The organism is Burkholderia sp. ABCPW 111 (assembly GCF_000773065.1).
In the GTDB taxonomy this organism is placed as follows: Bacteria; Pseudomonadota; Gammaproteobacteria; order Burkholderiales; family Burkholderiaceae; genus Burkholderia; species Burkholderia savannae.
The window spans coordinates 1-26794 of record NZ_JPWT01000082.1; the positions used below are offsets into that span (position 1 = coordinate 1).

At 70.9% G+C, this 26794-nt stretch carries 23 protein-coding genes and 1 pseudogene; 14 read left to right on the plus strand and 10 right to left on the minus strand.

Annotation, left to right across the window (positions count from 1 at the left end; genetic code table 11):
- Window positions 1–244: 244 nt before the first annotated feature.
- Window positions 245–1129 carry an EamA family transporter gene (locus tag X946_RS19035; RefSeq protein WP_038750875.1) on the minus strand — a complete coding sequence of 295 codons (885 nt, stop codon included), beginning with the start codon at window positions 1127–1129 and terminating at the stop codon, window positions 245–247.
- Window positions 1130–1327: 198 nt separating this feature from the next.
- Here X946_RS19035 and X946_RS19040 point away from each other — a divergent pair, with 198 nt between their 5' ends.
- The gene (locus tag X946_RS19040; RefSeq protein WP_038750783.1) at window positions 1328–2209 is read left to right on the plus strand and encodes a pirin family protein; all 882 of its coding nucleotides are present in this window, start codon (window positions 1328–1330) and stop codon (window positions 2207–2209) included.
- Window positions 2210–2261: 52 nt separating this feature from the next.
- The gene (trxA, locus tag X946_RS19045) at window positions 2262–3110 is read left to right on the plus strand and encodes a thioredoxin (RefSeq protein ID WP_038750786.1); all 849 of its coding nucleotides are present in this window, start codon (window positions 2262–2264) and stop codon (window positions 3108–3110) included.
- 304 nt (window positions 3111–3414) lie between these two features.
- On the opposite strand, the gene tcdA is transcribed toward trxA, so the two are convergent.
- Window positions 3415–4299, minus strand: coding sequence for a tRNA cyclic N6-threonylcarbamoyladenosine(37) synthase TcdA (gene tcdA / locus X946_RS19050; RefSeq protein ID WP_038750788.1), 885 nt, complete (start codon window positions 4297–4299; stop codon window positions 3415–3417).
- Window positions 4300–4432: 133 nt separating this feature from the next.
- Here tcdA and pdxH point away from each other — a divergent pair, with 133 nt between their 5' ends.
- The 3 genes from pdxH to X946_RS19065 all read left to right on the plus strand — a co-directional run bounded on the left by pdxH (window position 4433) and on the right by X946_RS19065 (window position 7886).
- Window positions 4433–5077 (plus strand): pyridoxamine 5'-phosphate oxidase, encoded by a 645-nt coding sequence (gene pdxH, locus X946_RS19055; protein WP_038750791.1) that lies wholly within the window; start codon window positions 4433–4435, stop codon window positions 5075–5077.
- Window positions 5078–5210: 133 nt separating this feature from the next.
- A complete protein-coding gene (locus X946_RS19060; RefSeq protein ID WP_038750794.1) occupies window positions 5211–6431 on the plus strand; it encodes an SAM-dependent methyltransferase in 1221 nt (406 codons plus the stop codon).
- A gap of 27 nt (window positions 6432–6458) precedes the next feature.
- On the plus strand, window positions 6459–7886 hold the full coding sequence (locus X946_RS19065) for a DUF72 domain-containing protein (protein WP_038750796.1): 1428 nt from the start codon (window positions 6459–6461) through the stop codon (window positions 7884–7886).
- A 24-nt stretch (window positions 7887–7910) separates the two neighbouring features.
- Here the strand turns inward: X946_RS19065 and msrA are convergent, their stop codons facing one another.
- Entirely contained in the window at window positions 7911–8468 is a 558-nt protein-coding gene (gene msrA / locus X946_RS19070; protein WP_038750799.1) for a peptide-methionine (S)-S-oxide reductase MsrA, read from the minus strand.
- Window positions 8469–8831: 363 nt separating this feature from the next.
- On the opposite strand from msrA, the gene X946_RS19075 reads away from it, so the two are divergent.
- On the plus strand, window positions 8832–9347 hold the full coding sequence (locus X946_RS19075; protein ID WP_038750802.1) for a flavin reductase family protein: 516 nt from the start codon (window positions 8832–8834) through the stop codon (window positions 9345–9347).
- On the opposite strand, the gene X946_RS19080 is transcribed toward X946_RS19075, so the two are convergent.
- The gene (locus X946_RS19080; RefSeq protein WP_038750805.1) at window positions 9334–9834 is read right to left on the minus strand and encodes an Lrp/AsnC family transcriptional regulator; all 501 of its coding nucleotides are present in this window, start codon (window positions 9832–9834) and stop codon (window positions 9334–9336) included. The two genes, X946_RS19075 and X946_RS19080, sit on opposite strands and share 14 nt — an antisense overlap.
- 128 nt (window positions 9835–9962) lie before the next feature.
- Between X946_RS19080 and kynB the strand changes: the two genes are divergently transcribed.
- The 3 genes from kynB to kynA all read left to right on the plus strand — a co-directional run bounded on the left by kynB (window position 9963) and on the right by kynA (window position 12903).
- Window positions 9963–10604 carry an arylformamidase gene (gene kynB / locus X946_RS19085; RefSeq protein ID WP_038750807.1) on the plus strand — a complete coding sequence of 214 codons (642 nt, stop codon included), beginning with the start codon at window positions 9963–9965 and terminating at the stop codon, window positions 10602–10604.
- Window positions 10605–10644: 40 nt separating this feature from the next.
- Window positions 10645–11895, plus strand: coding sequence for a kynureninase (gene kynU, locus X946_RS19090; protein WP_038750810.1), 1251 nt, complete (start codon window positions 10645–10647; stop codon window positions 11893–11895).
- An 87-nt stretch (window positions 11896–11982) separates the two neighbouring features.
- The gene (kynA, locus tag X946_RS19095; protein ID WP_038750812.1) at window positions 11983–12903 is read left to right on the plus strand and encodes a tryptophan 2,3-dioxygenase; all 921 of its coding nucleotides are present in this window, start codon (window positions 11983–11985) and stop codon (window positions 12901–12903) included.
- A 29-nt stretch (window positions 12904–12932) separates the two neighbouring features.
- Here the strand turns inward: kynA and X946_RS19100 are convergent, their stop codons facing one another.
- Window positions 12933–14387 (minus strand): MFS transporter, encoded by a 1455-nt coding sequence (locus X946_RS19100; RefSeq protein WP_038750815.1) that lies wholly within the window; start codon window positions 14385–14387, stop codon window positions 12933–12935.
- 9 nt (window positions 14388–14396) lie between these two features.
- On the opposite strand from X946_RS19100, the pseudogene X946_RS36715 reads away from it, so the two are divergent.
- Window positions 14397–14578: pseudogene (locus X946_RS36715) on the plus strand (hypothetical protein).
- 404 nt (window positions 14579–14982) lie between these two features.
- On the opposite strand, the gene X946_RS19110 reads toward X946_RS36715, so the two are convergent.
- The 3 genes from X946_RS19110 to mdlC all read right to left on the minus strand — a co-directional run bounded on the left by X946_RS19110 (window position 14983) and on the right by mdlC (window position 19075).
- On the minus strand, window positions 14983–15915 hold the full coding sequence (locus X946_RS19110; RefSeq protein WP_038750877.1) for a ketopantoate reductase family protein: 933 nt from the start codon (window positions 15913–15915) through the stop codon (window positions 14983–14985).
- Window positions 15916–15927: 12 nt separating this feature from the next.
- Window positions 15928–17379 (minus strand): aldehyde dehydrogenase, encoded by a 1452-nt coding sequence (locus tag X946_RS19115; RefSeq protein WP_038750879.1) that lies wholly within the window; start codon window positions 17377–17379, stop codon window positions 15928–15930.
- Window positions 17380–17455: 76 nt separating this feature from the next.
- Entirely contained in the window at window positions 17456–19075 is a 1620-nt protein-coding gene (gene mdlC / locus X946_RS19120; protein ID WP_038750881.1) for a benzoylformate decarboxylase, read from the minus strand.
- Between the two features lie 103 nt (window positions 19076–19178).
- Here mdlC and X946_RS19125 point away from each other — a divergent pair, with 103 nt between their 5' ends.
- The 4 genes from X946_RS19125 to X946_RS19140 all read left to right on the plus strand — a co-directional run bounded on the left by X946_RS19125 (window position 19179) and on the right by X946_RS19140 (window position 24283).
- Window positions 19179–20090: a LysR family transcriptional regulator gene (locus X946_RS19125; RefSeq protein WP_038750818.1), complete on the plus strand. Its 912-nt coding sequence runs from the start codon at window positions 19179–19181 to the stop codon at window positions 20088–20090.
- A gap of 138 nt (window positions 20091–20228) precedes the next feature.
- Entirely contained in the window at window positions 20229–21671 is a 1443-nt protein-coding gene (dalD, locus tag X946_RS19130) for a D-arabinitol 4-dehydrogenase (protein WP_081989818.1), read from the plus strand.
- Window positions 21672–21766: 95 nt separating this feature from the next.
- A complete protein-coding gene (xylB, locus tag X946_RS19135) occupies window positions 21767–23248 on the plus strand; it encodes a xylulokinase (protein WP_038750823.1) in 1482 nt (493 codons plus the stop codon).
- An 87-nt stretch (window positions 23249–23335) separates the two neighbouring features.
- A complete protein-coding gene (locus X946_RS19140; protein WP_038750826.1) occupies window positions 23336–24283 on the plus strand; it encodes a sugar-binding transcriptional regulator in 948 nt (315 codons plus the stop codon).
- A gap of 40 nt (window positions 24284–24323) precedes the next feature.
- Here the strand turns inward: X946_RS19140 and X946_RS19145 are convergent, their stop codons facing one another.
- Window positions 24324–25535, minus strand: a complete 1212-nt coding sequence (locus tag X946_RS19145; RefSeq protein ID WP_038750883.1) for an MFS transporter — start codon at window positions 25533–25535, stop codon at window positions 24324–24326.
- On the minus strand, window positions 25532–26743 hold the full coding sequence (locus X946_RS19150; RefSeq protein ID WP_038750828.1) for a serine hydrolase domain-containing protein: 1212 nt from the start codon (window positions 26741–26743) through the stop codon (window positions 25532–25534). Before X946_RS19150 ends, X946_RS19145 begins: the two co-directional genes overlap by 4 nt.
- Between the last annotated feature and the right edge of the window lie 51 nt (window positions 26744–26794).

Consider the following 26794-nt stretch of genomic DNA (forward strand, 5'->3'; position numbering starts at 1 on the left):
GCCGATGCCGATGCCGATGCCGATGCCGATGCCGATGCCGATGCCGATGCCGATGCCGATGCCGATGCCGATGCCGATGCCGATGCCGATGCCGAGCCGATGCCGAGCCGAGATCGGCCGATGCGCTGATCGGCCGATCCCGCCGCGATTGCCGAACCGGCGCGCCCGCCGCACGTCGCCGAGCCGCACCCCACCTTTGCCCTGCCTGCTTACTCGCCCATCGCAGCCGAAACCCGCGCCGCGCTCAAGACGCCGCCGCGAAGAACCGCCGCACGACGCGATCGCCGAACACATTGACCGCGAGCCCGGCCATCACGAGCGCGGCGCCCGCGAGCTGCGCGTGCGTGAGCTGCTCGCCGAGCAGCAGCGCCGACGACGCGAGGCCGACGACCGGTACGAGCAGCGAGAACGGCGCGACCTGCCCGGCCGGATAACGCGACAGCAGGCGGCTCCACAGCCCGTAGCCGAGCAGCGTCGCGACGAATGCGAGATAGACGACCGCGAAAATCGACGCGCCCGACAGCGACGTCAGCGCGGCCTCGATCCGCTGCGGCCCCTCGAACCAGTACGACAAGACGAAGAACGGCACGGGCGGCACGAGGCTCGCCCAGACGACGAGCGACACGAGATCCACCTTGCCGATCCTCTTCGTCACGACATTGCCGAGCGCCCACAGCGCCGCCGCGCCGATCGTCAGCAGGAAACCCGCGAGCGTCATGCCGCGGCCGCCCTGCACGGCGATCGCGACGAGGCCGATCGCGGCGATCGCGAGGCCCGCGAGATTCTGCGCGCGCAGCCGCTCGCCGAGCACGAGCATCGCGAAGAACAGCGTGAAGAACGCCTGCGCCTGCAGCACGAGCGACGCGAGCCCGGCCGGCATCCCGACGTACATCGCGGAAAACAGGAACACGAACTGGCCGAGCAGGATCGTCGATCCGTACAGCGCGAGGAGCCGCCACGGAATCTGCGGCCGGCGCACGAAAAACACCGCGGGCACCGACGCGAGCAGGAAGCGCAGCCCGCCGAGCAGCATCGGCGGCACGCCGTGCAGCCCCACCTTGATCACGACGAAGTTCACGCCCCACGCCAGGATCACCACCAGCGCCAGCAACAGGTCTTTCGGGGCCATCGTCGTCTCCATGCGTTTTTTTTGCGCGAATCGTCGAGTCTACCGGCGTTTCGCCAAGCTTGCAGACGGCGGCGGCGGCGGCGGCGCGCGCGTGCGTGCGCGCCGCCGCATCGGCCGGGACGCCGTTACAATGGACCGCATCCCCCATCCGCCGCACGAACACTCAAAACGCCCCGAACGCTTCGAACGCCTCCCGCCATGACCGACTCGATCAAAGCCCTCCTGAAGCCGCACGTCCGCGACATCGGCAACCTGACCGTGCGCCGCACGCTGCCCGCGCTCGCCGCGCGCACCGTCGGCCCGTTCATCTTCTTCGACCACATGGGCCCCGCCGCGCAGCCGCCGGGCGCGGGCCTCGACGTGCGCCCGCATCCGCACATCGGCCTCGCGACCGTCACCTACCTGTTCGACGGCGCGATCATGCACCGCGACAGCCTAGGCTCCGTGCAGAAGATCGTGCCGGGCGACGTCAACTGGATGACGGCCGGGCGCGGCATCGTCCACTCGGAACGCACGCCCGACGACGAGCGCGCGCGCGGGCAAACGGTGCACGGCATCCAGACCTGGGTCGCGCTGCCGCTCGAGCACGAAGCCCGCGAGCCGTCGTTCGAGCATCACGCGGCCGCGACGCTGCCGAAGCTCGAGCGCGACGGCGTCGCGCTGACGGTGATCGCGGGCGACGCGTTCGGCGCACGCTCGCCCGTCACGACGTTCTCGCGCACGCTGTACGTCGCGGCCGCGTTCGCGCCGGGCGCCTCGCTCGCGCTCGACGCCGATCACGAAGAGCGCGCGGTGTATCTCGTCGACGGCGACCTGACGGTCGACGGCGCGCCGCTCGAGGCCGCGCAGATGGCCGTGCTCGCGCCGGGCGCACGGATTGCGCTCGCGAGCGCGGGCGGCGCGCGCGCGATGCTGCTCGGCGGCGACAAGCTCGACGGCGAGCGCTTCATCGAATGGAATTTCGTCGCGAGCTCGCGCGAGCTGATCGAGCGCGCAAAGCGCGCGTGGACGGCGCAGGAGATGGGGACCGTACCCGGCGAAGCCGACTGGATCGCGCTGCCCGAGCGTCGCGCGCATTGAAAAAACGGCCGCGCACCCTCACTGTGCATCCACCTACCCTAACGAGGACGCCATGGACACCACGCTCGCCACTTTCGAACGAGACGTCATCGAAGCATCGCTTGCCGCCCCCGTGCTGGTCGATTTCTGGGCTCCCTGGTGCGGCCCGTGCAAGACGCTCGGCCCGCTGCTCGAAAAGCTCGAGCGCGAGTACGAAGGCCGCTGGAAGCTCGTCAAGGTGAACGTCGACGAGAACCAGGAGCTCGCCGCGCACTTCCAGACGCGCAGCATTCCGCACGTGATCGCGTTCGCGGACGGGCGTCCCGTCGACCAGTTCGTCGGCGTGCTGCCCGAAGGGCAGCTGCGCGCGTTCCTCGACCGCCTCGTGCCCGCGCCCGACGAGGCCGAGCGCCGCGCGGCGCAGGTCGCGCTCGCCGAGGAGCGGATCGACGACGCGATTTCGCACCTCGAGAACGCGCTCGCGCTGAATCCCGGCTATGACGAAGCGCGCCTCGATTTCGTCGAGCTGCTGCTCGCGCTGAACCGGATCGACGACGCGCGCGCGGAAGCCGCGCGCCTGTCGCCGCAAGCGACGGGCGGCGCCGACGCGCGCTACCAGGCGATCAAGACGCGCTTCGACGCGCTCGACGCGACGGCCGATCTGCCCCCGACCGACGCGCTCGAAGCGCGGATCGCGAGCAACCCCGGCGATCTCGAAGCGCGCTTCGACCTCGCGCAGAGCCTGATCGCGCGGCGCGCGTACGAAGGCGCGCTCGAGCAGTTGCTGGAAATCGTCCGGCGCGACCGGACGTTCGGCGACGACGTCGGCCGCAAGACGATGATTTCGGTGTTCGAGCTCGCGGCGGACGAGCCCGCGCTCGTATCGGCGTGGCGGCGCAGGCTGAGCGCGGCGCTGAACTGACCAAACGGGTAACGACAAGCTAAGGCCGGAGCGGCCATGCGGCGGCGCGCGCGTTGCGCGTCCGCCGCTTTTTTCTTTCGGCGGGATTGCGCGGCGGTCGCTCGGTCGTTGCTCGGCCGTCGCTCAGTCGTTGCGCAGCAGAATTGCGCGAGGGTTGCGCCGCCCGGCGCTGCATGTGCGGCGAAGGCGCGCACGCCGGCGTGAGGCCGACGGTGCGCGCCGCGCGTCGTGCGTGCGCGCCGCCAACGCCATTTCAACGAACACCGAAGGCAAATCCGGCGGCGCCAGCCGGCCACCGCGGGCGTTACCGCCCCGCCTGCCCCGCCCGCGCCGCCTGCGCCGCGAGCGCCCGCAGCGCGTGCGCCGCCGCCGCGAACCCGAAGCTCGCGGTCACGCACACGCTCGAACCGAAGCCCGCGCAATTGAGCCCCGTCGGCCCGGGCGCGTGCGCGTGCGTCGCCGTGTGCTGCGCGACGTCGTCGACGTCGCACACGGCCGCCTCCGGATAGATGAGCGGCTCGTCCGAATAGACGGCGCTCACCTTGAATTTCGCTTTCGGCCCGCGCGGAAAGCCGTGCTGCTTGCGCAACTGCGCGCGCACCTTCGACAGCAGCGGGTCCTGGATCGTCTGCGCGAGATCGTCGATCCGGATGCGGGTCGGATCGAGCTGCCCGCCCGCGCCGCCGACCGTGACGAGCGGCTGCCCGCGCGCGACGCACCACGCGATCAGCGCCACCTTCGTGCGCACGCTGTCGATCGCGTCGACGATGTAATCGAAGCCGCCGCCGAGCAGCGCGTCGAGATTATCCGGCTCGACGAAATCCTCGATCCTCACGACCCGGCAAGCCGGATCGATGAGCGCGATCCGCTCGGCCATCGCGTCGACCTTCGGCTTGCCGTAGTTGCCGTCGAGCGCGTGGACCTGCCGGTTCGTGTTGCTTTCAGCGACGTTGTCGAGGTCGACCAGGGTCAGTTCCCCGATAGCGCTGCGCGCGAGCGCCTCGGCCGCCCACGAGCCGACGCCGCCGATGCCGATCACGGCGACGCGCGCGCGCTCGAACGCGGCGAGCGCGCCGGCGCCGTAGAGCCGCGCGACGCCGCCGAAGCGCCGCGCCCGATCGGCGTCAAGCTGCCCGGATGGCTGCGGAGTAAGATCGTGAGGCGTCGCAATGGCGTCGGTACGTGACATACAAGCTGAACGAAAGGCGAGGGACAGCCCGCTATTTTGCCTGATCGGCCGGCGGCGAACACACGCCGAACCACTGCAACGCAGGATTTTTCCACCTTCGCTATACTGGCCCCGATTGAGCGTTCGCACACCAATGACGACACTTGCCGATCTCCGCACCAACTACTCCCGCGCGTCGCTCGACGTCGCGGACGTGAACCCGAATCCGTTCGTCCAGTTCGACGTCTGGTTCAAGGAAGCGCTCAGCGCGCAACTGCCCGAGCCCAACACGATGACGCTCGCGACCGTCGACGAATCCGGCCGGCCGTCCGCGCGGATCGTCCTCATCAAGGGCGTCGACGAGCGCGGCTTCGTGTTCTTCACGAACTACGAGAGCCGCAAGGGGCGCGAACTCGCGCGCAACCCGCACGCGGCGCTCCTCTTCTACTGGATCGAGCTCGAGCGGCAGGTGCGCGTCGAAGGACGCATCGAGAAGACGAGCGAAGAAGAAAGCGACCGTTATTTCGCATCGCGGCCGCTCGGCTCGCGCATCGGCGCGTGGGCGTCCGACCAGAGCGCGGTGATCGAGAACCGTGCGTCGCTCGAAGCGCGCGAGAAGGAAATCAGCACGCGCTTCGGCGAAAATCCGCCGCGCCCGCCGCACTGGGGCGGCTACCGTCTCGTGCCGAGCTCGATCGAATTCTGGCAGGGCCGCCCGTCGCGGCTCCACGACCGCCTGCTGTACGCGCGCGATGGCGCGTCGGCGAGCGGCTGGAAAATCTCGCGCCTCGCGCCGTAACTCGCCGCGGCGCGCCCGCGTCCGCCCTGCCGTGCATTTCGTTTTGCTCGCGGGCGGCCGGCGTTTTCGCACGCCGGCCGCCCGCCCGACAACTTGGCTGTATTTCGTTTCAACGAACAAAAGGGGATTCCAAATGTTCTGGGAAAAGAAACTGGCACAGTGGGCGGACGAAGTACGGGAGACGTCGAACATTCCGGCGCGCCTCGTCCTCTGGAACGGACAGCAGCTCGATTTCGGCACGTTCGCCGCGCCGCAGGTGACGCTGAAGGTCAACAACGCGTCGGCGCTGCCGCTGCTGCTCGAGCCGAGCCTCGACAATCTCGGCGAGGCGTACGTGAAGGGCAAGATCGACATCGAAGGCAAGCTCGCCGACATCATCAACATCGGCTATTCGCTCGCGCGCAGCACGGTGACGAACGCGAGCAAGCTCGCGCGCGTGCGGCGCTACTTCAACCACTCGAAGAATTCCGACAAGAAGGCGATCCAGTATCACTACGACGTGTCGAACGCGTTCTACAAGCTGTGGCTCGACGAGAACATGGTCTACTCGTGCGCGTATTTCGAGAACGGCGACGAAGACCTCGGCACCGCGCAGATCAAGAAGATCGACCACATCCTCACGAAGATCCACGTGCAGCCGGGCCAGCGCCTGCTCGACATCGGCTGCGGCTGGGGCGCGCTCGTGCTGCGCGCGGCGGGCAAGTTCGGCGCGCGCTGCGTCGGCGTCACGCTTTCGCAGAACCAGTTCGATCTCGCGACCGAGCGCGTGAAGCGGGCGGGCCTCGAAGACAAGATCGAGATCCGGCTGCAGGACTATCGCGACGTCGAAGGCCAGTTCGACCGGATCACGAGCGTCGGGATGTTCGAGCACGTCGGCCGCAAGAACCTGCCGCTCTACTTCTCGCGCATCCGCGAGCTGCTCGCCGACGACGGCGTCGCGATGAACCACGGCATCACGTCGACGGACGCGGAAAGCGGCGAGACGGCGCTCGGCGGCGGCGAGTTCATCGACCGCTACGTGTTCCCGGACGGCGAGCTGCCGCACATCAGCCTCGCGCTCGAAGCGGCGCAGCGCGGCGGGCTCGAGGCGATTGACGTCGAGAGCCTGCGGCGGCACTATGCGCGCACGCTCGACATCTGGACCGAGAACTTCGAGGCGAAGGCCGAGGAAGCCAGAAAGCTCGTCGACGACGAAAAATTCCGCATCTGGCGCGTGTACCTGGCCGGCTGCGCGTATGCGTTCGAGCACGACGACGTGTCGATCTTCCAGATCGTGTGCCGCAAGGCCGGGCAGAGCGCGAAGACGCTGCCGTGGTCGCGGCGCTACATGTACCAACACGCGCTGCCGCGCTAGAAGGGCGGCGCCTTTCAGCGATGACGGATGGGTGACGGCAGCACGCGGCGCAAACCTGCGCCGCCGACACGACAAGAAGACGCGCAAGGCGATCAGTTCGACCTGTTCGGGGCGCAGCCGCTGCCGCCTGCTTCGCCGGGCCCTGCTTCGCCGTCCTCGTCCTCGTCAGATTCCGCGTCAGGCGCGAAGCGCAAGCGCGCACCGGGCGGCAAGCCGCGCGACGCGAAGCGCGACGCGGCGTCAAGCGATACGCCGCCGGCCGCCGCGCGGACTGCCGGGCCCGCGGCCGACGCCGGTACAGACGCGGGCGACGGTGCGAACGGCGGCCGCGATGCCGATGCCGACGCCGACGCTGATCCCCAACCCGGAACGGAAGCCGACCGCGCCGACGCGCCGGCCGACGCCGGCGCGACGCCCACGCTCCCCGGCTTCGACACGCCGCGTCCCGCCCCGCCGAAAAAGCGCGCACGCCGGCGCGGCGTCGCGCCCGCCGCGATCTCGGACGACGTCGCCGCCGCCGCGCGCGAGCTGCCGCCGCGCGTGCGGCTCGGCACGTCGTCGTGGTATTTCCCCGGCTGGAAGGACATCGTCTACGGCGACGACTACGCGCAGTCGAAGCTGTCGCGTGAAGGCCTCGAAGCGTACGCCGCGCATCCGCTTTTGAAGAGCGTGAGTCTCGACCGCTCGTTCTACGCGCCGCTCACGGTGGCCGACTATCTGCGCTATGCGCAGCAGGTGCCGGACGATTTCCGCTTCGTCGTCAAGGCGCCGGCGCTCGTCACCGACGCCGTGCTGCGCGGCGCGCGCGGCGAGCCGACCGGCCCGAATCCGGCGTTCCTGAACACGCGGCTCGCCGCCGACGAATTCGTGCGCCCGTGCCTCGAAGGCCTCGGCAACAAAGCGGGCGCGCTCGTGTTCCAGTTCCCGCCGCTGCCCGACACGCTGCTCGCCGATCCGGCCGCGCTCGTCGATCGCCTGAGCGCGTTCCTCGGCGCGCTGCCGCCGCTGCCGGACGATCCGGACGGCCCGCGCTACGCGGTCGAGATCCGCGACGCGAGCCTTTTGACGCCGCGCTTCATCCGCGCGCTCGCGGCGGCGGGCGTGCGCTACTGCGTCGGGCTGCACGCGAAGATGCCGGACCCGCTGCGCCAGGCGGCGGCGCTCGCGCTCCTCGACGGCGATCCGTCGGGCCCGCTCATCGTGCGCTGGAGCCTGCACGGCGGCTTCAAGTACGAACAGGCGAAGGCGAAGTACGAGCCGTTCGACCGGCTCGTCGACGAGGACCCGCACACGCGCTCGGCGCTCGCCGAACTCGCGGCGCGCTACGTGCTCGCGGGGCAGCCGGTGCTCATCACCGTGAACAACAAGGCGGAAGGGTCGGCGCCGCTGTCGTGCATCGCGCTCGCGAAGGAAATCGCGGCCGCGTGCGCGCGCTGGCGCAGCGAGGCGGCGTAGCGCGCGGCGCCGCCGCCCGCGCCGTCACGCGCCGCGCGACTTCAGCCGATGCGCGAACTTCTGCCGAAACTTCGCGAGCTTCGGCCCGATCACGACCGCGCAGTAGCCCTGCCCCGGATGTTGCGCGTAGTAGTTCTGGTGATACGCCTCCGCGGGCCAGTAGTTGCCGTTCAGTGGCCCGACTTGCGTGACGATCGGATCGTCGTACAGCTTGTCGCGCTCGAGCGTGCGGATCACGTCGAGCGCGGTGTCACGCTGCGCGTCCGAGTGCGTGAAGATCGCCGAGCGGTACTGCGTGCCGATGTCGTTGCCCTGGCGGTTCAGCTGCGTCGGATCGTGTGTCGCAAAGAAGATTTCGAGGATGTCGCGATAGCCGATCCGGCTCGGATCGAACGTGACGTTGACGACTTCCGCGTGGCCCGTGTCGCCGTCGCACACGTCGTGATAGCCGGGGTTGCGCGTGTGGCCGCCCGCATAGCCCGATTCCACGGCCGTCACGCCGTCGATGTCGAGAAACACCGCTTCCTGGCACCAGAAACAGCCGCCGCCCAGCGTCGCGACTTCGTTCGTTGCTTCGCTCATATCGGTTTCCTTTCGTTCGTTATGTTCGTTACGTGCGTTTCGCACGCCGCGCGCGGACGCGCTCGAAGCGCATGCGCCAAGCATCGCCGCGCGCCGCATCGTTGCGGCGGCCGCACGCGCGTTCGCGCCGCGCCGGCACGCGCCGTTCGCACATCGACGCGCGCCGCATTCCGCGAAAAATGTGGCATCGACCACTCGCCGGGCGCGACGGCCCGTCGCAGCGCCGCGCGATTCCGCTAAAATCGGTCCCAACCAGACGAATATTCCGATGACCGTCCTGCTCACTTCCCGCCATTGCGCATTCGGCGCCGCCGCCCGTTCCGCTCACCGCACCACGCCTTCGTCGCTCGAGGCCGTCACACGATGAAACACGCACAGGCCAGCCCGCCGAACTTCGACGCCGCCGCGTTCCGCCAAGCCCTCAGCCAGTTCGCGACCGGCGTGACCGTCGTCACGACGCGCGCGCCGTCCGGCCAGTTGATCGGCATCACCGCGAGTTCGTTCAACTCGGTGTCGCTCGATCCGCCGCTCGTGCTGTGGAGCCTCGCGCACAAGTCGGCGTCGATGCCGGTGTTCCGCACGAACAGCCATTATGTCGTCAACGTGCTCTCCGCGTCGCAGCACGATCTGTGCATGCGCTTCGCGACGCTCAAGGGCAACCGCTTCGAAGGCGTGTCGCACGCGGCGGGCGACACCGGCATGCCCGTGCTCGACGGCGCGCTCGCGTGGTTCGAATGCCACAACCGCAGCCGCTACGACGAAGGCGACCACGTGATCTTCGTCGGCGAGGTCGAGCGCTGCGGCGTGCACCCCGACGCCGCGGCGCTCGCGCCGCTCGTGTTCCAGAACGGCGTCTTCCACCGCCTCACAAAGCTTTGACGGCGCCCGTGCGCGCGAGCGCGACGGGCGGCCCCGCCTCGTCCTTCAGCGTCTGCAGCACGATGTTCGAGCGGATGTCGAGCACGCCGGGCGCCTTGTACAACTGGTTCAGCACGAAATCGGAGTAGTGCTTCAGGTTGTGCGCGAGCACGCGCAGCAGGTAGTGCGTCTCACCCGTCACGACGAACGCGCCGACCACCTCCGGCCACTCGCGCACCGCCTCCGCGAAGCGCTCGTGCCATTGCGTCTGGTCGTTGCGCATCGACACCTGCACGAACGCCTCCAGCTCGAACCCGAGCTTCTCGCGGCTCAGGCACGCGCGATAGCGTTCGATCACCCCCTGCTCTTCGAGCAGCCGCATCCGCCGCAGGCAGGCGGACGGCGACAGCGCAATGCGCTCGGCCAGATCGAGGTTGCTGATCCGTCCTTCCTGCTGAAGGACCGCGAGAATACGGCAATCGGTTGCGTCCAGCGTGATCGCATGCATTTTTGGTCTCCGTTTTAGATCTAATTCGAATTATCTGCCATATTGGTGGATTGTCCATGCTTATTTCGCAAGCACTTGCTTCGCGTGTTTGCCTATCATGCGAAGCATTCGAGGCTCTTCGACAACGCATGGACACGATCTGGGACATCTCCCCGTCAATCGCCCCCGCGACGCCCGTCTGGCCGGGCGACACGCCCGTCGGCGTCGAGCGCGTGTGGCGCATGGAGGCGGGCTCGCCCGTCAACGTCGCGCGCGTCACGCTGTCGCCGCACACGGGCGCGCACGCGGACGCGCCGCTGCACTACGACGCGAACGGCGCGCCGATCGGCGCGGTGCCGCTCGACGCGTATCTCGGGCGCTGCCGCGTGATCCATTGCATCGGCGCGGGCCCAGTCGTCGCGCCCGACGACGTACGCGCGGCGCTCGCCGGCGCGCCGCCGCGCGTGCTGCTGCGCACGTACCGGAACGCGCCGCAGCGCGCGTGGGACAGCGCGTTCTGCGCGGTCGCGCCGGAAACGATCGATCTGCTCGCCGCGCACGGCGTGCGCCTTGTCGGCATCGACACGCCGTCGCTCGACCCGCAGGAATCGAAGACGATGGACGCGCACCACCGCATTCGCGCGCATCGGATGGCGATTCTCGAAGGCCTCGTGCTCGACGACGTCGCCCCCGGCGACTACGAGCTGATCGCGCTGCCGCTGAAGTTCGCGACGCTCGACGCGAGCCCCGTGCGCGCGGTGCTGCGCGCGCTGCCCGGCGCGCCGCGCTGACGCGCTCGCATGGCCCCTTTCCCCAACCAGGTTCGACATCATGAAAACACGTGAAGAAGCGCTCGCGCTCGACCGCGACGACCCGCTCGCGTCGCTGCGCGACCAATTCGCGCTGCCCGGCGGCGTGCTCTACCTCGACGGCAATTCGCTCGGCGCGCAGCCGCGCGCGGCGGCCGCCCGCGCGCAGCAGGTGATCGGCGCCGAATGGGGCGAAGGCCTCATCCGCAGTTGGAACACCGCCGGCTGGTTCGCGCTGCCGCGCCGCTTGGGCGACAGGCTCGCGCCGCTCATCGGCGCGGCGCAAGGCGAAATCGCGATTACCGACACGATCTCGATCAACCTGTTCAAGCTGCTGTCCGCGATGCTGCGCCACCAGGCGCGGCATGCGCCGAAGCGGCGCGTGATCGTGTCGGAGCGCTCGAACTTCCCGACCGATCTGTACATCGCGCAGGGCCTGATCGCGCAGCTCGATCGCGATTACGAGCTGCGCCTGATCGACGATCCCGCCGACCTGCCCGACGCGCTCGACGACGAAACCGCGGTCGCGATGATCACGCACGTGAACTACCGGACGGGCTACATGCACGACATGCCGTCCGTCACGCAGACGGTCCGCCAGGCCGGCGCGCTGATGCTGTGGGATCTCGCGCACTCGGCGGGCGCCGTGCCCGTCGATCTGAACGGCGCGCTCGCGGACGGCGCTGTCGGCTGCACGTACAAGTATCTGAACGGCGGCCCCGGCTCGCCCGCGTTCGTCTGGGTGCCGAAGCGCCATCAGCAAGCGTTCGAGCAGCCGCTGTCCGGCTGGTGGGGCCATCGCGCGCCGTTCGCGATGCAGCCCGCGTTCGAGCCCGATCCGGGCATCGCGCGCTTTCTGTGCGGCACGCAGCCGATCGTGTCGATGGCGATGGTCGAATGTGGGCTCGACGTATTCGCGCAAACCGACATGCACGCGATTCGCCGCAAGTCGCTCGCGCTGACCGATGCGTTCATCGCGCTCGTCGAATCGCGCTGCGCGGGCCAGCCGCTCAAGCTCGTCACGCCGCGCGCGCATCATCAGCGCGGCTCGCAGGCGAGCTTCGAGCATCCGCACGGCTACGAAGTGATGCAGGCGCTGATCACGCGCGGCGTGATCGGCGACTATCGCGAGCCGCACATCCTGCGCTTCGGCTTCACGCCGCTCTACACGCGCTTCGTCGACGTGTGGGACGCGGTCGAGGCGCTGCGCGACATTCTCGAAACCGAAGCCTGGCGCGCGCCGGAATTCGCGACGCGCGCCGCGGTGACCTGATCCGGCGCGCATCGCGCGATCCGCGCGACGCCCGACCGCTCGCACCGCCACGCACTTTCAACGGAGACAATTGTGAATTCAGGCCACATGCAGCCGCCCGGCGACGACAACGCGCCGCGCTGCCCTTTCGCCGGCGTCCATGCGCACGAAGCGCCGCACGTGCCCGTCGCCGAGGGCGACGACGCGCCCGGCGGCTGGCACCGTGCCCAGCTCGACTTCTCGCAGTCGATGAGCTACGGCGACTACCTGTCGCTCGACCCGATCCTCAACGCGCAGCATCCGCGCTCGCCCGATCACAACGAGATGCTGTTCATCATCCAGCATCAGACGAGCGAGCTGTGGATGAAGCTCGCGCTCTACGAGCTGCGCGCCGCGCTCGCGTCGATCCGCAGCGACGCGCTGCCGCCCGCGTTCAAGATGCTCGCGCGCGTGTCGCGCGTGCTCGAGCAGCTCGTGCAGGCGTGGAACGTGCTCGCGACGATGACGCCGTCCGAGTATTCGGCGATGCGCCCGTATCTCGGCGCGTCGTCGGGCTTCCAGTCGTATCAGTATCGCGAGCTCGAGTTCATGCTCGGCAACAAGAACGAGCAGATGCTGCGTCCGCACGCGCATCGGCCGGCGATCCACGCGCATCTCGAGGCGTCGATGAAGGCGCCGTCGCTGTACGACGAGGTGATTCGCCTGCTCGCGCGCCGCGGCTTTCCGATCGCGCCCGAACGCCTCGACGCGGACTGGACGCAGCCGACGCGCCACGATCCGACGGTCGAAGCCGCGTGGCTCGCCGTGTACCGCGAGCCGAACGCGCATTGGGAGCTGTACGAGATGGCCGAGGAGCTCGTCGATCTCGAAGACGCGTTCCGCCAGTGGCGCTTCCGCCACGTGACGACGGTCGAGCGGATCGTCGGCTTCAAGCAGGGCACGGGCGGCACGAGCGGCGCGCCGTATCTGCGCAAGATGCTCGACGTCGTGCTGTTCCCCGAGCTCTGGCACGTGCGCACGACGCTGTAACGCGCGCCGCCCGCACGCGCGGCCGCGCTTCAGGGCGTGGTGCGCGCGAGTTCGTCGCCGGCCGGCAGCCCGCCGCGACGCAGCCGTGGAATGTGCCGGCGCAGCGCGAGCAATGCGACGAGCACGACCGTCATCGCGGCGGCGAGCATCGTCAGATACGCGTTCGCGCCGCCCGCCGAGATCACGTACGCGCCCGCGAACGCGCTCAGGATCGCGCCGGTGCGGCCGAACGCGACGGCGCCCGCGGTGCCCGTCGCGCGCACGGGCGTCGGATAGATGAACGTGCAGAGCGCGTACATCGTCGATTGCACCGCGTTCACGAAGAAGCCGTGCGCGGCGAGGCCGACGATCAGCCAGCCGGTGTGGCTCGCCGCATCGACGCCGAGCAGCCACGCGGCGCTCGCCGCGCCGCCCACGCAGCACAGCGCGAGCGGCCAGCGCGAGCCGAAGCGTCCGATCGCGAGCGCGCAGCCGAGCGCGCCCAACACGCCGCCGAGGTTGTACGCGGTCAGCCCCGAGCCCGCGACCGACACGCTCAGCCCCTGCGACGTCAGCATCGTCGGCAGCCAGCTGAACGCGCTGTAGACGGCGAGCAGGCACATGCCGAACGCGCACCACAGCGCGATCGTGTCGCGCGCGTAGCCCACCGAGAACAGCGCGCGCACGCCGCGCCGCTGCGCTTCGTGCGTGCGTGCTTCGGCGAGATCGGTGAACGCGGTGCCGTCGGCGACGGGCCGGCCCATCCGCGCGAGCAGCGCGCCGAGCTCGCGCCAGCGCGCCGGATCGCGCGCGAGATAACGCGGCGATTCGGGCAGCGCGCGCACGAGCAGCAGCCCGAGCGCGAGCGGCAGCGCGCCGCCGATCCAGAAAAGGCCGCGCCAGCCGTACGCGGGCAGCACCTCGTGCGCGAACAGGCCGGCGAGCATCCCGCCCGCCGGCACGCAGACGATCGTCGCCGTCACCATCACCGTGCGGCGGCGCGCGGGCGTGTATTCGGCGGTCATCGTCGTCGCGGTCGGCAGCGCGCCGCCGATCCCGAGGCCCGCGACGAAGCGCAGCGCGGCGACCGCCGCGACGTTCGGCGCGAAGCCGATCGCGCAAGTCGCCGCGCCGAACACGAACACGCTGCCGATGATCGCCCAGCGCCGGCCGAAGCGATCCGCGAACAGTCCGGCGCACGCGCTGCCGACGCCCATTCCGAACAGGCCCGCCGCGACGGCGGGCGCGAACGCGGCGCGCGTGATCCCCCACTCCTTGATCAGCACCGGAATTGCAAAGCCGATCAGCTGGCTGTCAAAGCCGTCGAGCACGATCGCGAACGCGGCGAGCAGCACCGCGACGCGCTGCATCGCGGTGAACGGCCCATGGTCGAGCGTCGCGCCGATGTCGACCGAAAGCGGCGCGCGGCCTTGGCGGGCGCTCATGCGAGCCTCCGGCGCGCGGCGGCCGAGCCGACGATGCGGCGGCGCGCCGCGGCGATACACGGGGTCGGGGTGTGCTTCATGTCGTCTCCTGAATGTCCTCTGGATCGGCGCGTCGCGCGGCCCCGCCTCGCCCGGCTTTCTTCGAAACCGTTCGCGATGGCGCGGGCAAACCCTGCGGCGCAAGGGCTTCGTCGGCCCTGCGCGATCGTCGCTCGACGCCGGACGGCGATGTCCGCGCGATGAAACTTTGATCTAGCGCAAGGTCACGAATTTACGCATGGTAAAACTAATTTCGATTAGTTGAATTATTGGAAACCCCTAGCGCGGCTGGCATGCCGCCGCGGCGCGGCCGTCGAACGTCGAACGGCAAGCGCATCGCAGCGGCGCGCATCGATCCGCCAGACGAATGCGCGCGATGCAGGCTCGGGCGGACGACGCGTGCGGGAAGCGTCGCCTCGGCCGCGCGATCGATCGATGCCGCGGGCCGCGCGGCCCGCGCGGCCCGTCGTGACGCCGCAGGCACGCGCATTCCGCGCGTGCATCGCCGCATCGTCGTCACGCCCTCGCCATGTCACCGCCATGTCACCGCCGACGCGCGATCTCCGTTCCGTCTCCTCGCGTCCGCGCCGTCACGCCCGCTCCGTCGCCCGCCGCGTCATCCGATCCGCGCGTCGATCAGCCTGACGAGCCGCAGCAGCGTCTGCGCATGCGGCGTCGCGACGCCTAGCTCGCGCGCGGCCGCGACCACCGCGCCGTTGATCGATTCGATCTCGGTGCGCCGCCCCGCGAGCACGTCCTGCAGCATCGACGGCCGGTGCCCCGAATGTTCGCGGATCGCATGCAGCACGTTCTCGCGCATCCTGCGCTCGTCGACGCCGATGCCCTTCGCGCGAGCGACCGCCGCCACCTCCGCGACGATCGCGAGCGCGAGCGCCGGCCCGTCCTCGCGTGCGCCGAGCTCGTCGACCGTGCAGCGCGTGAGCGCGCACAGCGTGTTGAGCGCCGCGTTGAAGCCGACCTTCTCCCAGATCGTCGTCCACACGCCGGCATCGACCGCGCAGTTCAGTCCGGCGCGTTCGAGCGCGTCGGCGCACGCCTGCACGATCGGGCGCATCGCGCCGTCCGCGCTCATCAGCCGGGTCCAGCCGGCGCCATGCGAGCGCACGTGCGCGGGCCCGACGAGATCGGCCGGCCACGTCGTCACGCCGACGAGAATTCGGTCGAGCGGCACGCATTCGGCGAGCGCCTCGACGTTGCCGAGCCCGTTCTGCAGCGTCAGCAAGAACGTTTGCGGGCCGAGCAGCGCGCGCACGCCCGCGAGCGCCGCGCGCGTGTGCAGCGTCTTCGTGAACACGATCAGCAGCTCGGGCGGCGCGTCGGCGCCCGCCTGCACGTCGTCCGGCCGCAGCGCGGCGAGCCGCGCGACGCGCCGCTCGCCGCGATCGGTGTCGAGCCGCAGCCCGTCGCGCGCGATCGCGTCGACGTGCGCGGCATTCACGTCGACGAGCGTCACGTCGTGCCCGCCTTGCGCGAGCAGGCCGCCGAACAGCGAGCCCATCGCGCCCGCGCCGAGAATCGCGATCTTCATCGTCGTCATCGCTCAGAACGGATAGCGGCGCGGCGCCGTCTGCACGGTGATCCAGCGCAGATCGGTGAATTCGGCGATGCCCGCCTTGCCGCCGAAATGGCCGAAGCCGCTTTCCTTCACGCCGCCGAACGGCATCTGCGCTTCGTCGTGGACGGTCGGCCCGTTCACGTGGCAGATGCCCGATTCGATGCGCGCGGCGACGCGCATCGCGCGCGCGACGTCGCGGCTGAACACCGCCGACGACAGGCCGAACGCGTTGTCGTTCGCGCACGCGATCGCCGCTTCCTCGCCCGCCACGCGCACGATGCCCTTCACCGGGCCGAACGATTCGTCTTCATAGATCCGCATCGCCGGGCTCACGCGGTCGACGAGCGTCGCGGGCATCAGCGTGCTCGCCGCCTTGCCGCCGCAGAGCAGCACCGCGCCTTTCGCGAGCGCGTCGTCGATGAGCGCGTTGCAGCGCTCGACGGTGCGCATGTCGATGACCGAGCCGAGCACGACGGGCCCGTTGCGCGGGTCGCCCAACGGCAGCGACGCGGCCTTGTCGGCGAGCTTCGCGACGAACGCGTCGGCGATCCGCTCGTCGACGATGATCCGCTCGGTCGACATGCAGATCTGCCCGGAATTCGCGAACGCGCCGAACGCGGCCGCCGCGACGGCCGCGTCGAGATCGGCGTCGTCGAGCACGACGAACGGCGCCTTGCCGCCGAGCTCGAGCACGGCGGGTTTCAGATACTGCGCGCAGCGCTCGGCGATGATTCGGCCCACGCGCGTCGAGCCCGTGAAGTTCACGCGCCGCACGGCCGGGTGCGCGATCATCGCGTCGACGATCGCGCCGGCGTCGGCGGGCGCGTTCGTCACGAAGTTCACGACGCCGCGCGGCAGCCCCGCTTCCTGCAGCGCATCGACGATGAGCCCGTGCGTGGCCGGACACAGCTCCGAGCCCTTCAGCACGACGGTGTTGCCGCACGCGAGCGGCAGCGCGATCGCGCGCACGCCGAGGATCACGGGCGCGTTCCACGGCGCGATGCCGAGCACGACGCCCGCCGGCTGACGCATGCCCATCGCGAGCGAGCCCGGCACGTCGGATGGAATCAGCTCGCCGCCGATCTGCGTCGTGAGCGCGGCCGCTTCGATCAGGCCGTTCGCGGCGAGCTGCACGTTGAACTGCGCCCAGATCGCCGACGCGCCCGTCTCGGCCGCCATCGCGGCGACGAACGCGTCGCGCTTCGCTTCGAGCGCGGCGGCCGCCTTCAGGAGCAGCGCGCGGCGCTCGGTCGGGCCGAGCGCGGCCCACGGCGCGAATGCGGCCGACGCGGCGTCGACGGCCGCGCGCGCATCGTCGACGGTCGCGGCGCTCGCGCGCGTCGCGATTTCGCCGTCGAGCGGATTGCGGCGCTCGAACGTCGCGCCGCCCGTGGCCGAGCGGCGCTCGCCGCCGATCAGCATCGAGATGTCCTGCATGCGTGTGTTCTCCTTCTGAATGCGTTCGGATGCTTCGTGATGCTCGGGAATGCGGCCGCGCGACAAACCGCGCGCGTCACGCGATCTCGACGTCGACGACGACGGGCGCGGGCGACGCGAGCGCGCGTTCGAGCACGTCGCGCAGGCGCGCGGCGTCGCGCACGCGCACGCCGTCGCAGCCCATGCCCTGCGCGAGCGCCACGAAATCGAGATCGGGCAGCGCCGTGCCCTGCACCGGCTCGCCGTCGCGAAAGCCGAACACGGGCGCGAAATCCTGCAATGCCGCATAGCGCGCGTTGTTCAGGATCACGAACGTGACCGGCAGCTTCAGATGCGCGGCGCTCCAGAGCGCCTGGATCGAATAGAGGCTCGAGCCGTCGCCGATCAGCGCGATCACGCGCCGCCCCGGCGAGCCGAGCGCGACGCCGACCGCGGCCGGCATGCCGTAGCCGAGGCCGCCGCTGTCCATCGTGTAGAACGTGTCGCGGCGCGTGAACGGCAGATGCCGCTGCATCGCCGTGCGCGCGCTCGGCGCTTCCTCGACGACGACGTCGCAGGCGTCGCGCACGTCGGCGAGCGTTTGCAGCGCGAACGCGGCGGACATCCGCTCGCCCGGCACGCCCGGGCCGACGCGCTCGCGCGGCGCCAGCGGCGCGGGCATCGGCCGCGCGCGCGGCGCGGTACGCGCGAGCAGATCGCGCGCGGCGAGCCGCAGATTGCCGACGACCGCGTCGCCGACGGGCGTCCACGCGGCCACCGACGGATCGTCGACGAGCTGATGAAGCGTCGCGCCTTCGGGCACGTGCGGACCAAAGCCTTCGATGTGGTACGTGAACGCGGGCGCGCCGAACGCGAGAATGAAATCGTGGCCCGCGAGCCGCTCGACGATCCGCTCGCGAATCGGCGGCAGGAAGCCCGCGAAGAGCGAATGATCCTCGGGAAAGCTGCAGCGCCCCGACATCGGCGCGACGTACACGCGCGCGCGATGCCGCTCGGCGAGCCGCACCGCGTCGTCCCATGCACCCGCGCGCGCAACCGCCGCGCCGATCACGAACGCCGGGCGCTCGCTCGCGTCGAGCGCGTCGGCCAAGCGCGCGAGCGCGTCGGGCGCGGGCCGCACTTCGCTGCTCACCGCGCGCGCGGGCACGGGCTCGGCGGCGCGGTCCCAATCGTCGGCCGGAATCGACACGAACACGGGCCCGCGCGGCTCCTGCATCGCGACGTGATACGCGCGCGCGATCGCGGCGGGCACGTCCTCGGCGCGCGCAGGCTCGATGCTCCATTTGACGTACGGCTTCGGCAGCTCGGCCGCCTGCACGGATGCGAGAAACGGATCGAACGGCAGGATCGAGCGCGCCTGCTGGCCGGCCGTGACGACGAGCGGCGTCTTGTTCTTGTACGCGGTGAAGAGCACGCCCATCGCGTTGCCCACGCCCGCCGCCGAATGCAGATTGACGACGGCCGCGTTGCCGCTCGCCTGCGCGTAGCCGTCGGCCATCCCGACCGCGACCGCCTCGTGCAGGCCGAGCACGTATTCGAAATCGTCGGGAAAATTGCGGAACATCGGCAGCTCGGTGGAGCCGGGGTTGCCGAACACCTTGCGGATGCCGAACCGGCGCAGCAGATCGATTACGGCGTCGCGAACCGTGTACCGCGCGTGCGCCGGCGCGTCGGCGCGAAGATCGGGGGGCGTCATGCGGGCGTGTCTCCTCATCGTCGTCATCATCGGTTTCCACAGTATCGGCGGCACGCACATTCCTCGATACTGTATTTTCTGCAATAAGCCATTACGTGAGAGCATGACTTTCGACCTGCGCCAACTGCGCGCCTTCACGACGATCGCCGCGAGCGGCAGCCTCGGCCGCGCAGCCGACGCGCTGCACGTCACGCAGCCCGCGTTGAGCCGCATCCTGAAGCGGCTCGAGGACCAGATCGGCGCGCCGCTCTTCGAGCGTCACTCGAAGGGCGTGCAGCTCACCGCGATCGGCGAGGCGCTGCTGCCGCACGCGACGCTGCTGCAGCACGAGGCTCGGCACGCGCGCGAGGAAATCGACGCGCTGCGCGGGCTCGCGAAGGGCACGATCAAGGTGGGCGCGGTCGGCAGCATCGCGAGCCTCGTGCTGCCCGTGGCGATCGGGCGCGTGCTCGACCGCTGGCCGAACCTGCGCGTCGAGATCGTCGAGGGCGTGTGGGACCGGCTCGTCGACGCGCTCCTCAAGCACGAGATCGACGTCGCGTTGAGCACGCGCGTGCCGGATACCGACGACATCGTCGGTATCCCCGAATGCCGATGGGACGACGTGAGCCACGTCGTCGCCGCGCCCGACCATCCGCTGCGCGCCGCGCCCGCGCCGCTCACGCTCGCCGACACGCGCGCCGCGCGCTGGGCGATCCCGCCGCGCGGCACCGCGCCGTACGAGCAGATGCGCGCGGCGTTCGACGCGCAGGGGCTCGCGCCGCCCGACATCGCGGTCGAGACCCGTTCGGTGACCGCGCTCAAGAGCCTCGTCGCGCACGCGGGCTTCCTGAGCTGGATGGCCGAGCCGATGTACCGCGCGGAGCGCCGCGCGCGCACGATCGACACGCTCGCCGTCGAAGGCGTCGCCGCGACCCGCACGCTGACCGCGTTCCGCCGCCGCCACGGCATCCTGCCCGGCCCGGCCGCGAAGCTGCTCGAGCAGCTCGCGCTGCTGACCCGCCAGCCGTTCTGACACTGTCGCGCCGGCGCGTCGCCGCCGCGCGCGTCGAGCGCGTCGTGCGCGGATTGGCGCGCCGCAGCATCGAAACCCCGCTCGATCGCCTTGACTTTCGCCCATCTCGATACGATCATTCGCTCACATTAAGAGCAAATGATCTATATGCGATTCGGCGGGCGCCAGCCGGCCGTCAGGAGACACGGGATGAGCAGTCCGTCCAACGCCGCGCCGGCGATCTTGCATATCGGCGTCGGCTCGTTTCACCGCGCGCATCAGGCGTGGTATCTGCATCGCGTCAACGAAGCGTCGCCGGCGCACGAACGGTGGCCGCTCGTCGTCGGCGACATCCGCGACGACATGCGCGCGACCCGCGAGGCGCTCGCCGCGCAACACGGCGTCTACACGCTCGAAACGGTCACGCCGCAGGGCGAGCGCGCGTACGAGACGATCCGCTCGATCGCGCGCGTGCTGCCGTGGTCGATCGATCTCGCGGCGCTCGTCGACGCGGGCGCCGATCCGGCCTGCAGGATCGTGTCGTTCACGGTGACGGAAGGCGGCTACTACCTCGACGAGCACGACCGGCTCGACGCGTCGAACCCCGATCTCGCGGCCGACCTGCAAGGCGCGCGGCTCACGATCTACGGCGCGCTCGCGGCGCTCCTCGCCGAGCGCGTCGCGCGCGGCGCGGGCCCCGTCACGCTGCTGAGCTGCGACAACCTGCGCAGCAACGGCGCGCGCTTTGCCGCGGGCATGCGCGAATTCCTGTCGCGGCGCGGGCTCGCCGATCTGCTCGCGTGGTTCGACGCGAACGCCGCGTGCCCGAGCTCGATGGTCGACCGCATCACGCCGCGCCCGACGCCCGACGTGCGCGAGCGCGTGCTCGCGGCCACGGGCGTCGACGACGCGTGCCCGGTGATGGGCGAGGCGTTCATCCAGTGGGTGATCGAAGACCGCTTCGCGGCCGGCCGCCCGGCGTGGGAGAAAGCGGGCGCGGAGCTCGTCGGCGACGTCCATCCGTACGAGGAAGCGAAGATTCGCATCCTGAACGCGACGCACAGCTGCATCGCGTGGGCGGGCACGCTCGCGGGCTACGCCTACATCCACGAAGGCACGCACGACGCCGGCATCCGCCGCTTCGCGCACGCGTACGTGACCAACGACGTGATCCCGCGCCTCGCGCCGAGCCCGCTCGATCTCGCGCGCTACCGCGACGTCGTGCTCGAACGCTTCGGCAATCCGCACGTGCGCGACACGAACCAGCGCGTCGCCGCCGACGGCTTCTCGAAGATCCCCGGCTTCATCGCGCCGACGCTCGCCGAATCGATCGCGCGCGGCGTCGAGCCGGTGTCGACCGCGGTGCTGCCCGCCCTCTTCCTGCGCTTTCTGCAGCGCTGGGCGCAAGGCGCGCTGCCGTTCGCGTATCAGGACGGCGTGATGGACGCCGAGGTCGCGCGCGCGATCGCGGGCGCGGAGGACCCCGTCGCCGCGCTCGCCGCGCAACGCGCGCTGTGGGGAACGCTCGCCGGCGCGCCCGCGCTCGAGCGCGCGCTGCGCGCGGGCCTCGCGCGCGTCGACGCGTGGCTCGCGAGCCGCTGATCGGCCGCGCGCGTCACTCGGGTCAAATCGCCATTGGCACGGCGGCGAGCGCGCGGCTAAAGTAGCGGCTTCCTGTCGACGCACCGTTTTCGCCCATGTATCTCGGTATCGATCTCGGCACTTCCGAAGTGAAGGTGCTGCTGCTTTCGCCCGACGGCGTCGTCATCGGCACCGCGGGCACGCCGTTTACCGTCGAGCGCGCGCATCCGCGCTGGGCCGAGCAGCATCCGGACGACTGGTGGACGGGCACGCTCGCCGCGCTCGCCGCATTGCGCGCGCAGCATCCGCGCGCGTTCGCCGACGTGCGCGGGATCGGCCTGTCCGGCCAGATGCACGGCGCGGTGCTGCTCGATCGCGACGACCGCGTGCTGCGCCCCGCGATCCTGTGGAACGACATGCGCAGCGCAGACGAATGCGCGCAGCTCGACGCGCGCGCGCCCGATCTTCACGCGATCGCCGGCAACCTCGCGATGCCGGGCTTCACCGCGCCGAAGCTGCTGTGGGTCGCGCGGCACGAGCCCGACGTATTCCGCGAGATCGCGTGCGTGCTGATGCCGAAGGATTATCTGCGCCTGAAGCTCACGGGCGCGAAGGTGTCCGACCCGTCCGACGCGGCGGGCACGCTGTGGCTCGACGCCGCCAAGCGCGACTGGTCCGACGCGCTCCTCGCCGCGGGCGGCATGACGCGCGCGCAGATGCCGAGGATCGTCGAAGGCAACGCGCCGTCCGGCACGCTGCGCGCGGACGTCGCGCGCGAGCTCGGGCTCGCCGCAACGGTCGTCGTCGCGGGCGGCGGCGGCGACAACGCGACGAGCGCGCTCGGCATCGGCGCGACTCAGCCGGGCGACGGCTTCGTGTCGCTCGGCACGTCGGGCGTGCTGAGCGTCGTCGGCGACCGCTTCCGGCCGAACCCCGCCTCGGCCGTCCACGCGTTCTGCCACGCGATTCCGGACCGCTGGCAGCAGATGAGCGTCGTGCTGTCGGCGGCGAGCTGCCTGCGCTGGGTCTGCAAGCTCACGTCGACCGACGAGCCGGCGCTCCTCGCCGAAATCGCCGCGCTCGCGCCCGCCGCGTGCGAGAACGCGCCGATCTTCCTGCCCTATCTGTCCGGCGAGCGCACGCCGCACAACGATCCGTACGCGCAAGGCGTGTTCTTCGGGATGACGCACGGCACCGATCGCGCGCTGCTCGGCCATGCCGTGCTCGAAGGCGTGACGCTCGCGCTCGCCGACGGCTTCGACGCGCTGATCGCGGGCGGCACGCAGACCGACGCGCTGTCGCTGATCGGCGGCGGCGCGAGAAGCGCGTACTGGGCGCAGCTGATCGCCGACGCGCTCGGCGTGCGCACGCGCCGGCACGGCGGCGGCGAGACGGGCGCGGCGCTCGGCGCGGCGCGGCTCGGCTGGCTCGCGGTCGGCGGCGACGCGCGCGACGTGCTGACGAAGCCGCCGCTGCGCGACGAGTTCGCGCCGCACCCGGCCCGCCACGCGGCGCTGCGCGAGCGGCTCGACGCGTTCCGCGCGCTGTATCGCCACGTGCGGCCGCTGTTCGAGCCGTCGCGCGAGCGGCTCGCTTGAGCGCGGTGCGCTAAAGTGCGAATTTTCCCGGCGCCCGACAGCCCGCCTCGCGCCCGTCGCGCGCGCCCGACCTGAGATTGCCCTACCGTGTCCAAGTCCTCCGAAAAACTCGATCTCGCGACGCGCGCCGCCTGGCTCTACTACGTCGCGGGCGACACGCAGAACGAAATCGCCGAGAAGCTGCAGGTGTCGCGCCCCGTCGCGCAGCGCCTCGTCGCGTTCGCGGTCGAGAAAAACCTGATTCGCGTGCGCGTCGACCACCGCGTCGCCGATTGCCTCGATCTCGCCGCGCAGCTGTCGAAGCGCTACGGCCTCGCGATGTGCGAAGTCGTGCCGATCGACGGCGACGCGCCCGACGCGATCGACCGCAAGCTCGCCGTCGCGGGCGCGCAGGTGATGGAGCGCTATCTGAACGAAGACAGGCCGATGGTGATCGCGGTGAGCAGCGGCCGCACGCTGAAGGCCGCGGTCGCGCAGATCGCGCAGCTCGAGCGGCCGCAGCACCGGCTCGTGTCGATGGTGGGCGCGATCGCGCAGGACGGCTCGTCGAACCCGTACGACGTCGCGCAGCACATCTCCGAGAAGACGGGCGGCAAGCACTTCCTGTTGCCCGCGCCGCTCTTCGCCGACAGCGAGGCCGAGCGCGCGCAGTGGTGCAATCACCGGCTGTACCGGATCGTCGAGAAGCTCTCGGCGGAGGCGGACGTCGCGTTCGTCGGCGTCGGCAACATCGGCGCGCACTGCCCGCTGTACGAGGACGGCTTCATCACCGAGCAAGAGCTCAACGAGATGGTCGAGCTCGGCGCGGTGGCCGAGATGCTCGGCCTGCCGATCGACGCGCAGGGCCGGCCGATCGTCGCGTCGACGAGCACGCGCGTGACGAGCGTTGCGCTCGACGCGCCGCCGAAGCGGCCGACGATCGGCTTCGCGGGCGGGCCGCGCAAGCGCGCCGCGGTGCTCGCCGCGCTGCGCGGCGGCTGGCTGTCGGGGCTCGTGACCGACGAGACTTGCGCGCGGGCCGCGCTCGCGGAATAACCGCGCCGGCCGGGCTCGCGCCGCGCGCGCATTCCGCCCGTCACGACGCGCGGGCCGCCGGAAAACCGTGCCGGCGCGCGCGCCACGCGCCGACCCACGCGGGCACGAGTAGCGCGACGAGCGCCCACGGCATCGCGCGGGCGCCGAACCGCTCGAGCAGCACGCCGCCCGCGACGCCTCCGCCCGCGATCGCGAGATTCCAGACCGTGACGATCATCGATTGGGCGACGTCGGCCGCGTCGCCCGCCGCGTTCGCCGACGCGGTCTGGAAGATCGTCGCCGCGCCGCCGAACGTGAGCCCCCACGCGGCGACGCCCGCATAGACGACGGCGGGCGATTCGCTCGCCGCGCCGAGCAGCGCCGACGCGAGCGCGAACAGCGCGATGCTCGCGAGCGCAAGCCGCCGCAGCCCGTTGCCGATCCACACGCCGGTCAGGCCGATTCCGACGAACGACGCCGCGCCGAACACGAACAACGCCGCATCGATCCGCGCGCCCATCCGCGCGCTCGCGAGAAACGGCGCGATGTACGTGTAGAGAATGTTGTGCGCGAGCACATACGCGAACATCACCGACAACACGGGCAGCACGCCCGGCACCGCCAGCACGCGGCCGACCGGCAGCCGCCCGCCCGACGGCTGCCCCGGCGCATCGGGCAGGCTCGCGCACACCCACGCGATCAGCGCGAGCGTGAGCGCCGTCACGCCGGCGAACGTCGCGCGCCAGCCGAGCGCCGCGCCGAGCGTCGTGCCGAGCGGAATCCCGATCGACATCGCAACGGGCGCGCCGAGCATCGCGATCGCGATCGCGCGGCCGCGCAGCCGCTCGTCCACCATCCGGCTCGCGTAGCCCGCGAGCAGCGCCCACAGGAGCCCCGCCGCGACGCCGGCGACAAAGCGCGCGACGAGCACGAACGCGTAATGCGGCGACGCCGCCGTCGCCGTGTTCGCGACGACGAAGCCCGCGAGCGCGATGAGCAGGAGCGGCCGCCTGCGCATGCCGCGTGTGATCGCGACGAGCGGAATCGCCGCGACGATCGAGCCGATCGCGTAGACGGTGACGAGCTGGCCGACGAGCGCCTCCGACACGCGCAGGTCGCGGCCCATCAGCGGCAGCAGCCCGGCGGGCAGCGCCTCGGTCACGATCGTGATGAAGCCCGCCGTCGCGAGCGCGAGCAGGCCGGCGAGCGGCAGGCGCGCCGCCGCGCGCGACGGCCGCGCGAACGCGACGGATTGCGTCGTGCAGTCGCTCATGCCGCACGCTCCCGCGCGGCGCAAACCACGCCGTACACCGCGTCGCGCACATCGGCGACGAAGCGTCCCGACATGCCCTCGTAGGCGGTATTGGTGAGCGCCACGACGCTCAAGCCGGCCGCGCGGTCGACGAACCACGCGTGACCATACGCGCCGCCCCAGCGCCACGTGCCGGCGGATTCCGGCGATTGCGCGGCGACCGGGTCGCGCAGCACCGAAAATCCGAGCCCGAAGCCGAAGCCGGGCGCCGTCGGCAGATCGGCCGCGCCCGGCTGGATGCGCGCCATGTCGTCGATCCGCGCGGCGGGCAGCCAGCCGTCGCCGCCGGTGCGCAACGCCTCGAGCAGCGCGAGGACATCGGACGCCGTGCCGACCATCCCGCCGCCGCCCGATGCGAACGCATGCGGATCGAGCGCGCGGGCGGGCGCGAAGCGGATGCCGACGGTGTCGGGAAACGGCGGCGCGATTTCGAGCGACGCCATGCGCCGGGGCTCGCCGGGCGTAGCGACGCCCGACGCAGCGACGCCCGACGCGTCGACATACGGCGTTGCAAGCCGCGCCGCGTCGTGCGCGTAAAAGCGCGTGTCGACCATGCCGAGCGGGGTCGTCACGAGCGCCGCCACCGCGTCCTCGAGCGGCATGTCGCACGCGGCTTCGACGAGCGCGCCGAGCACGTCGGTCGCGACCGAATACGCCCATGACGCGCCCGGCTCGAACTGCAGCGGCACGCTCGCGATGCGGCGCAGATTCTCGGCGAGCGAAATGCCGGCGAGATCCATGCCGTCCGACACGCCGGCGCGCGCATACGGGCCGTGCGCGTGCGCTTCGAGAAAACGGTAGCCGAGGCCCGCCGTATGCGACAGCAGATGTCGCGCCGTGATGCGCGCCGGGCGCCCGTCCGCCAGCGGCGGCGTGAACCCGGGCAGCCAGCGCGTGACGCTCGCGTCGAGATCGAGCTTGCCCGCCGCGACGGCGCGCATCGCCGCCGCCGACACGATCGGCTTCGAAACCGACGCGAGCCGGAACAGCGCGTCTTCGCGCATCGGCGCGCCGGCCTCGCGATCGGCCAATCCCGCCGCGCGCCGATACGCGAGCTCGCCGCGCCGCGCGACGAGCACGACGGCGCCGACGACGCGCCGCTCGGTCAGTGCGGCGTCGATGGCCGCGTCGAGCCGCCCGCCGAGCCCGGACAACGATGAAAGGGACATGGCGCTTCCTCATGCAGTGGATGAAGCGCTCATGGTAGGCAGCCGGCGAAT

Coding starts and splice junctions, on each gene's coding strand:
- dalD (WP_081989818.1), top strand. CDS start 20,229: ATGATCTATATGCGATTCGGCGGGCGCCAGCCGGCCGTCAGGAGACAC.
- X946_RS19145 (WP_038750883.1), bottom strand. CDS start 25,535: ATGAGCGACTGCACGACGCAATCCGTCGCGTTCGCGCGGCCGTCGCGC.
- msrA (WP_038750799.1), bottom strand. CDS start 8,468: ATGAGCGAAGCAACGAACGAAGTCGCGACGCTGGGCGGCGGCTGTTTC.
- mdlC (WP_038750881.1), bottom strand. CDS start 19,075: ATGACGCCCCCCGATCTTCGCGCCGACGCGCCGGCGCACGCGCGGTAC.
- X946_RS19115 (WP_038750879.1), bottom strand. CDS start 17,379: ATGCAGGACATCTCGATGCTGATCGGCGGCGAGCGCCGCTCGGCCACG.
- pdxH (WP_038750791.1), top strand. CDS start 4,433: ATGACGACACTTGCCGATCTCCGCACCAACTACTCCCGCGCGTCGCTC.
- kynB (WP_038750807.1), top strand. CDS start 9,963: ATGGACACGATCTGGGACATCTCCCCGTCAATCGCCCCCGCGACGCCC.
- X946_RS19060 (WP_038750794.1), top strand. CDS start 5,211: ATGTTCTGGGAAAAGAAACTGGCACAGTGGGCGGACGAAGTACGGGAG.
- kynA (WP_038750812.1), top strand. CDS start 11,983: ATGCAGCCGCCCGGCGACGACAACGCGCCGCGCTGCCCTTTCGCCGGC.
- X946_RS19125 (WP_038750818.1), top strand. CDS start 19,179: ATGACTTTCGACCTGCGCCAACTGCGCGCCTTCACGACGATCGCCGCG.
- X946_RS19150 (WP_038750828.1), bottom strand. CDS start 26,743: ATGTCCCTTTCATCGTTGTCCGGGCTCGGCGGGCGGCTCGACGCGGCC.
- kynU (WP_038750810.1), top strand. CDS start 10,645: ATGAAAACACGTGAAGAAGCGCTCGCGCTCGACCGCGACGACCCGCTC.
- trxA (WP_038750786.1), top strand. CDS start 2,262: ATGGACACCACGCTCGCCACTTTCGAACGAGACGTCATCGAAGCATCG.
- X946_RS19065 (WP_038750796.1), top strand. CDS start 6,459: ATGGGTGACGGCAGCACGCGGCGCAAACCTGCGCCGCCGACACGACAA.
- X946_RS19080 (WP_038750805.1), bottom strand. CDS start 9,834: ATGCATGCGATCACGCTGGACGCAACCGATTGCCGTATTCTCGCGGTC.
- X946_RS19075 (WP_038750802.1), top strand. CDS start 8,832: ATGAAACACGCACAGGCCAGCCCGCCGAACTTCGACGCCGCCGCGTTC.
- X946_RS19110 (WP_038750877.1), bottom strand. CDS start 15,915: ATGAAGATCGCGATTCTCGGCGCGGGCGCGATGGGCTCGCTGTTCGGC.
- X946_RS19040 (WP_038750783.1), top strand. CDS start 1,328: ATGACCGACTCGATCAAAGCCCTCCTGAAGCCGCACGTCCGCGACATC.
- xylB (WP_038750823.1), top strand. CDS start 21,767: ATGTATCTCGGTATCGATCTCGGCACTTCCGAAGTGAAGGTGCTGCTG.
- tcdA (WP_038750788.1), bottom strand. CDS start 4,299: ATGTCACGTACCGACGCCATTGCGACGCCTCACGATCTTACTCCGCAG.
- X946_RS19035 (WP_038750875.1), bottom strand. CDS start 1,129: ATGGCCCCGAAAGACCTGTTGCTGGCGCTGGTGGTGATCCTGGCGTGG.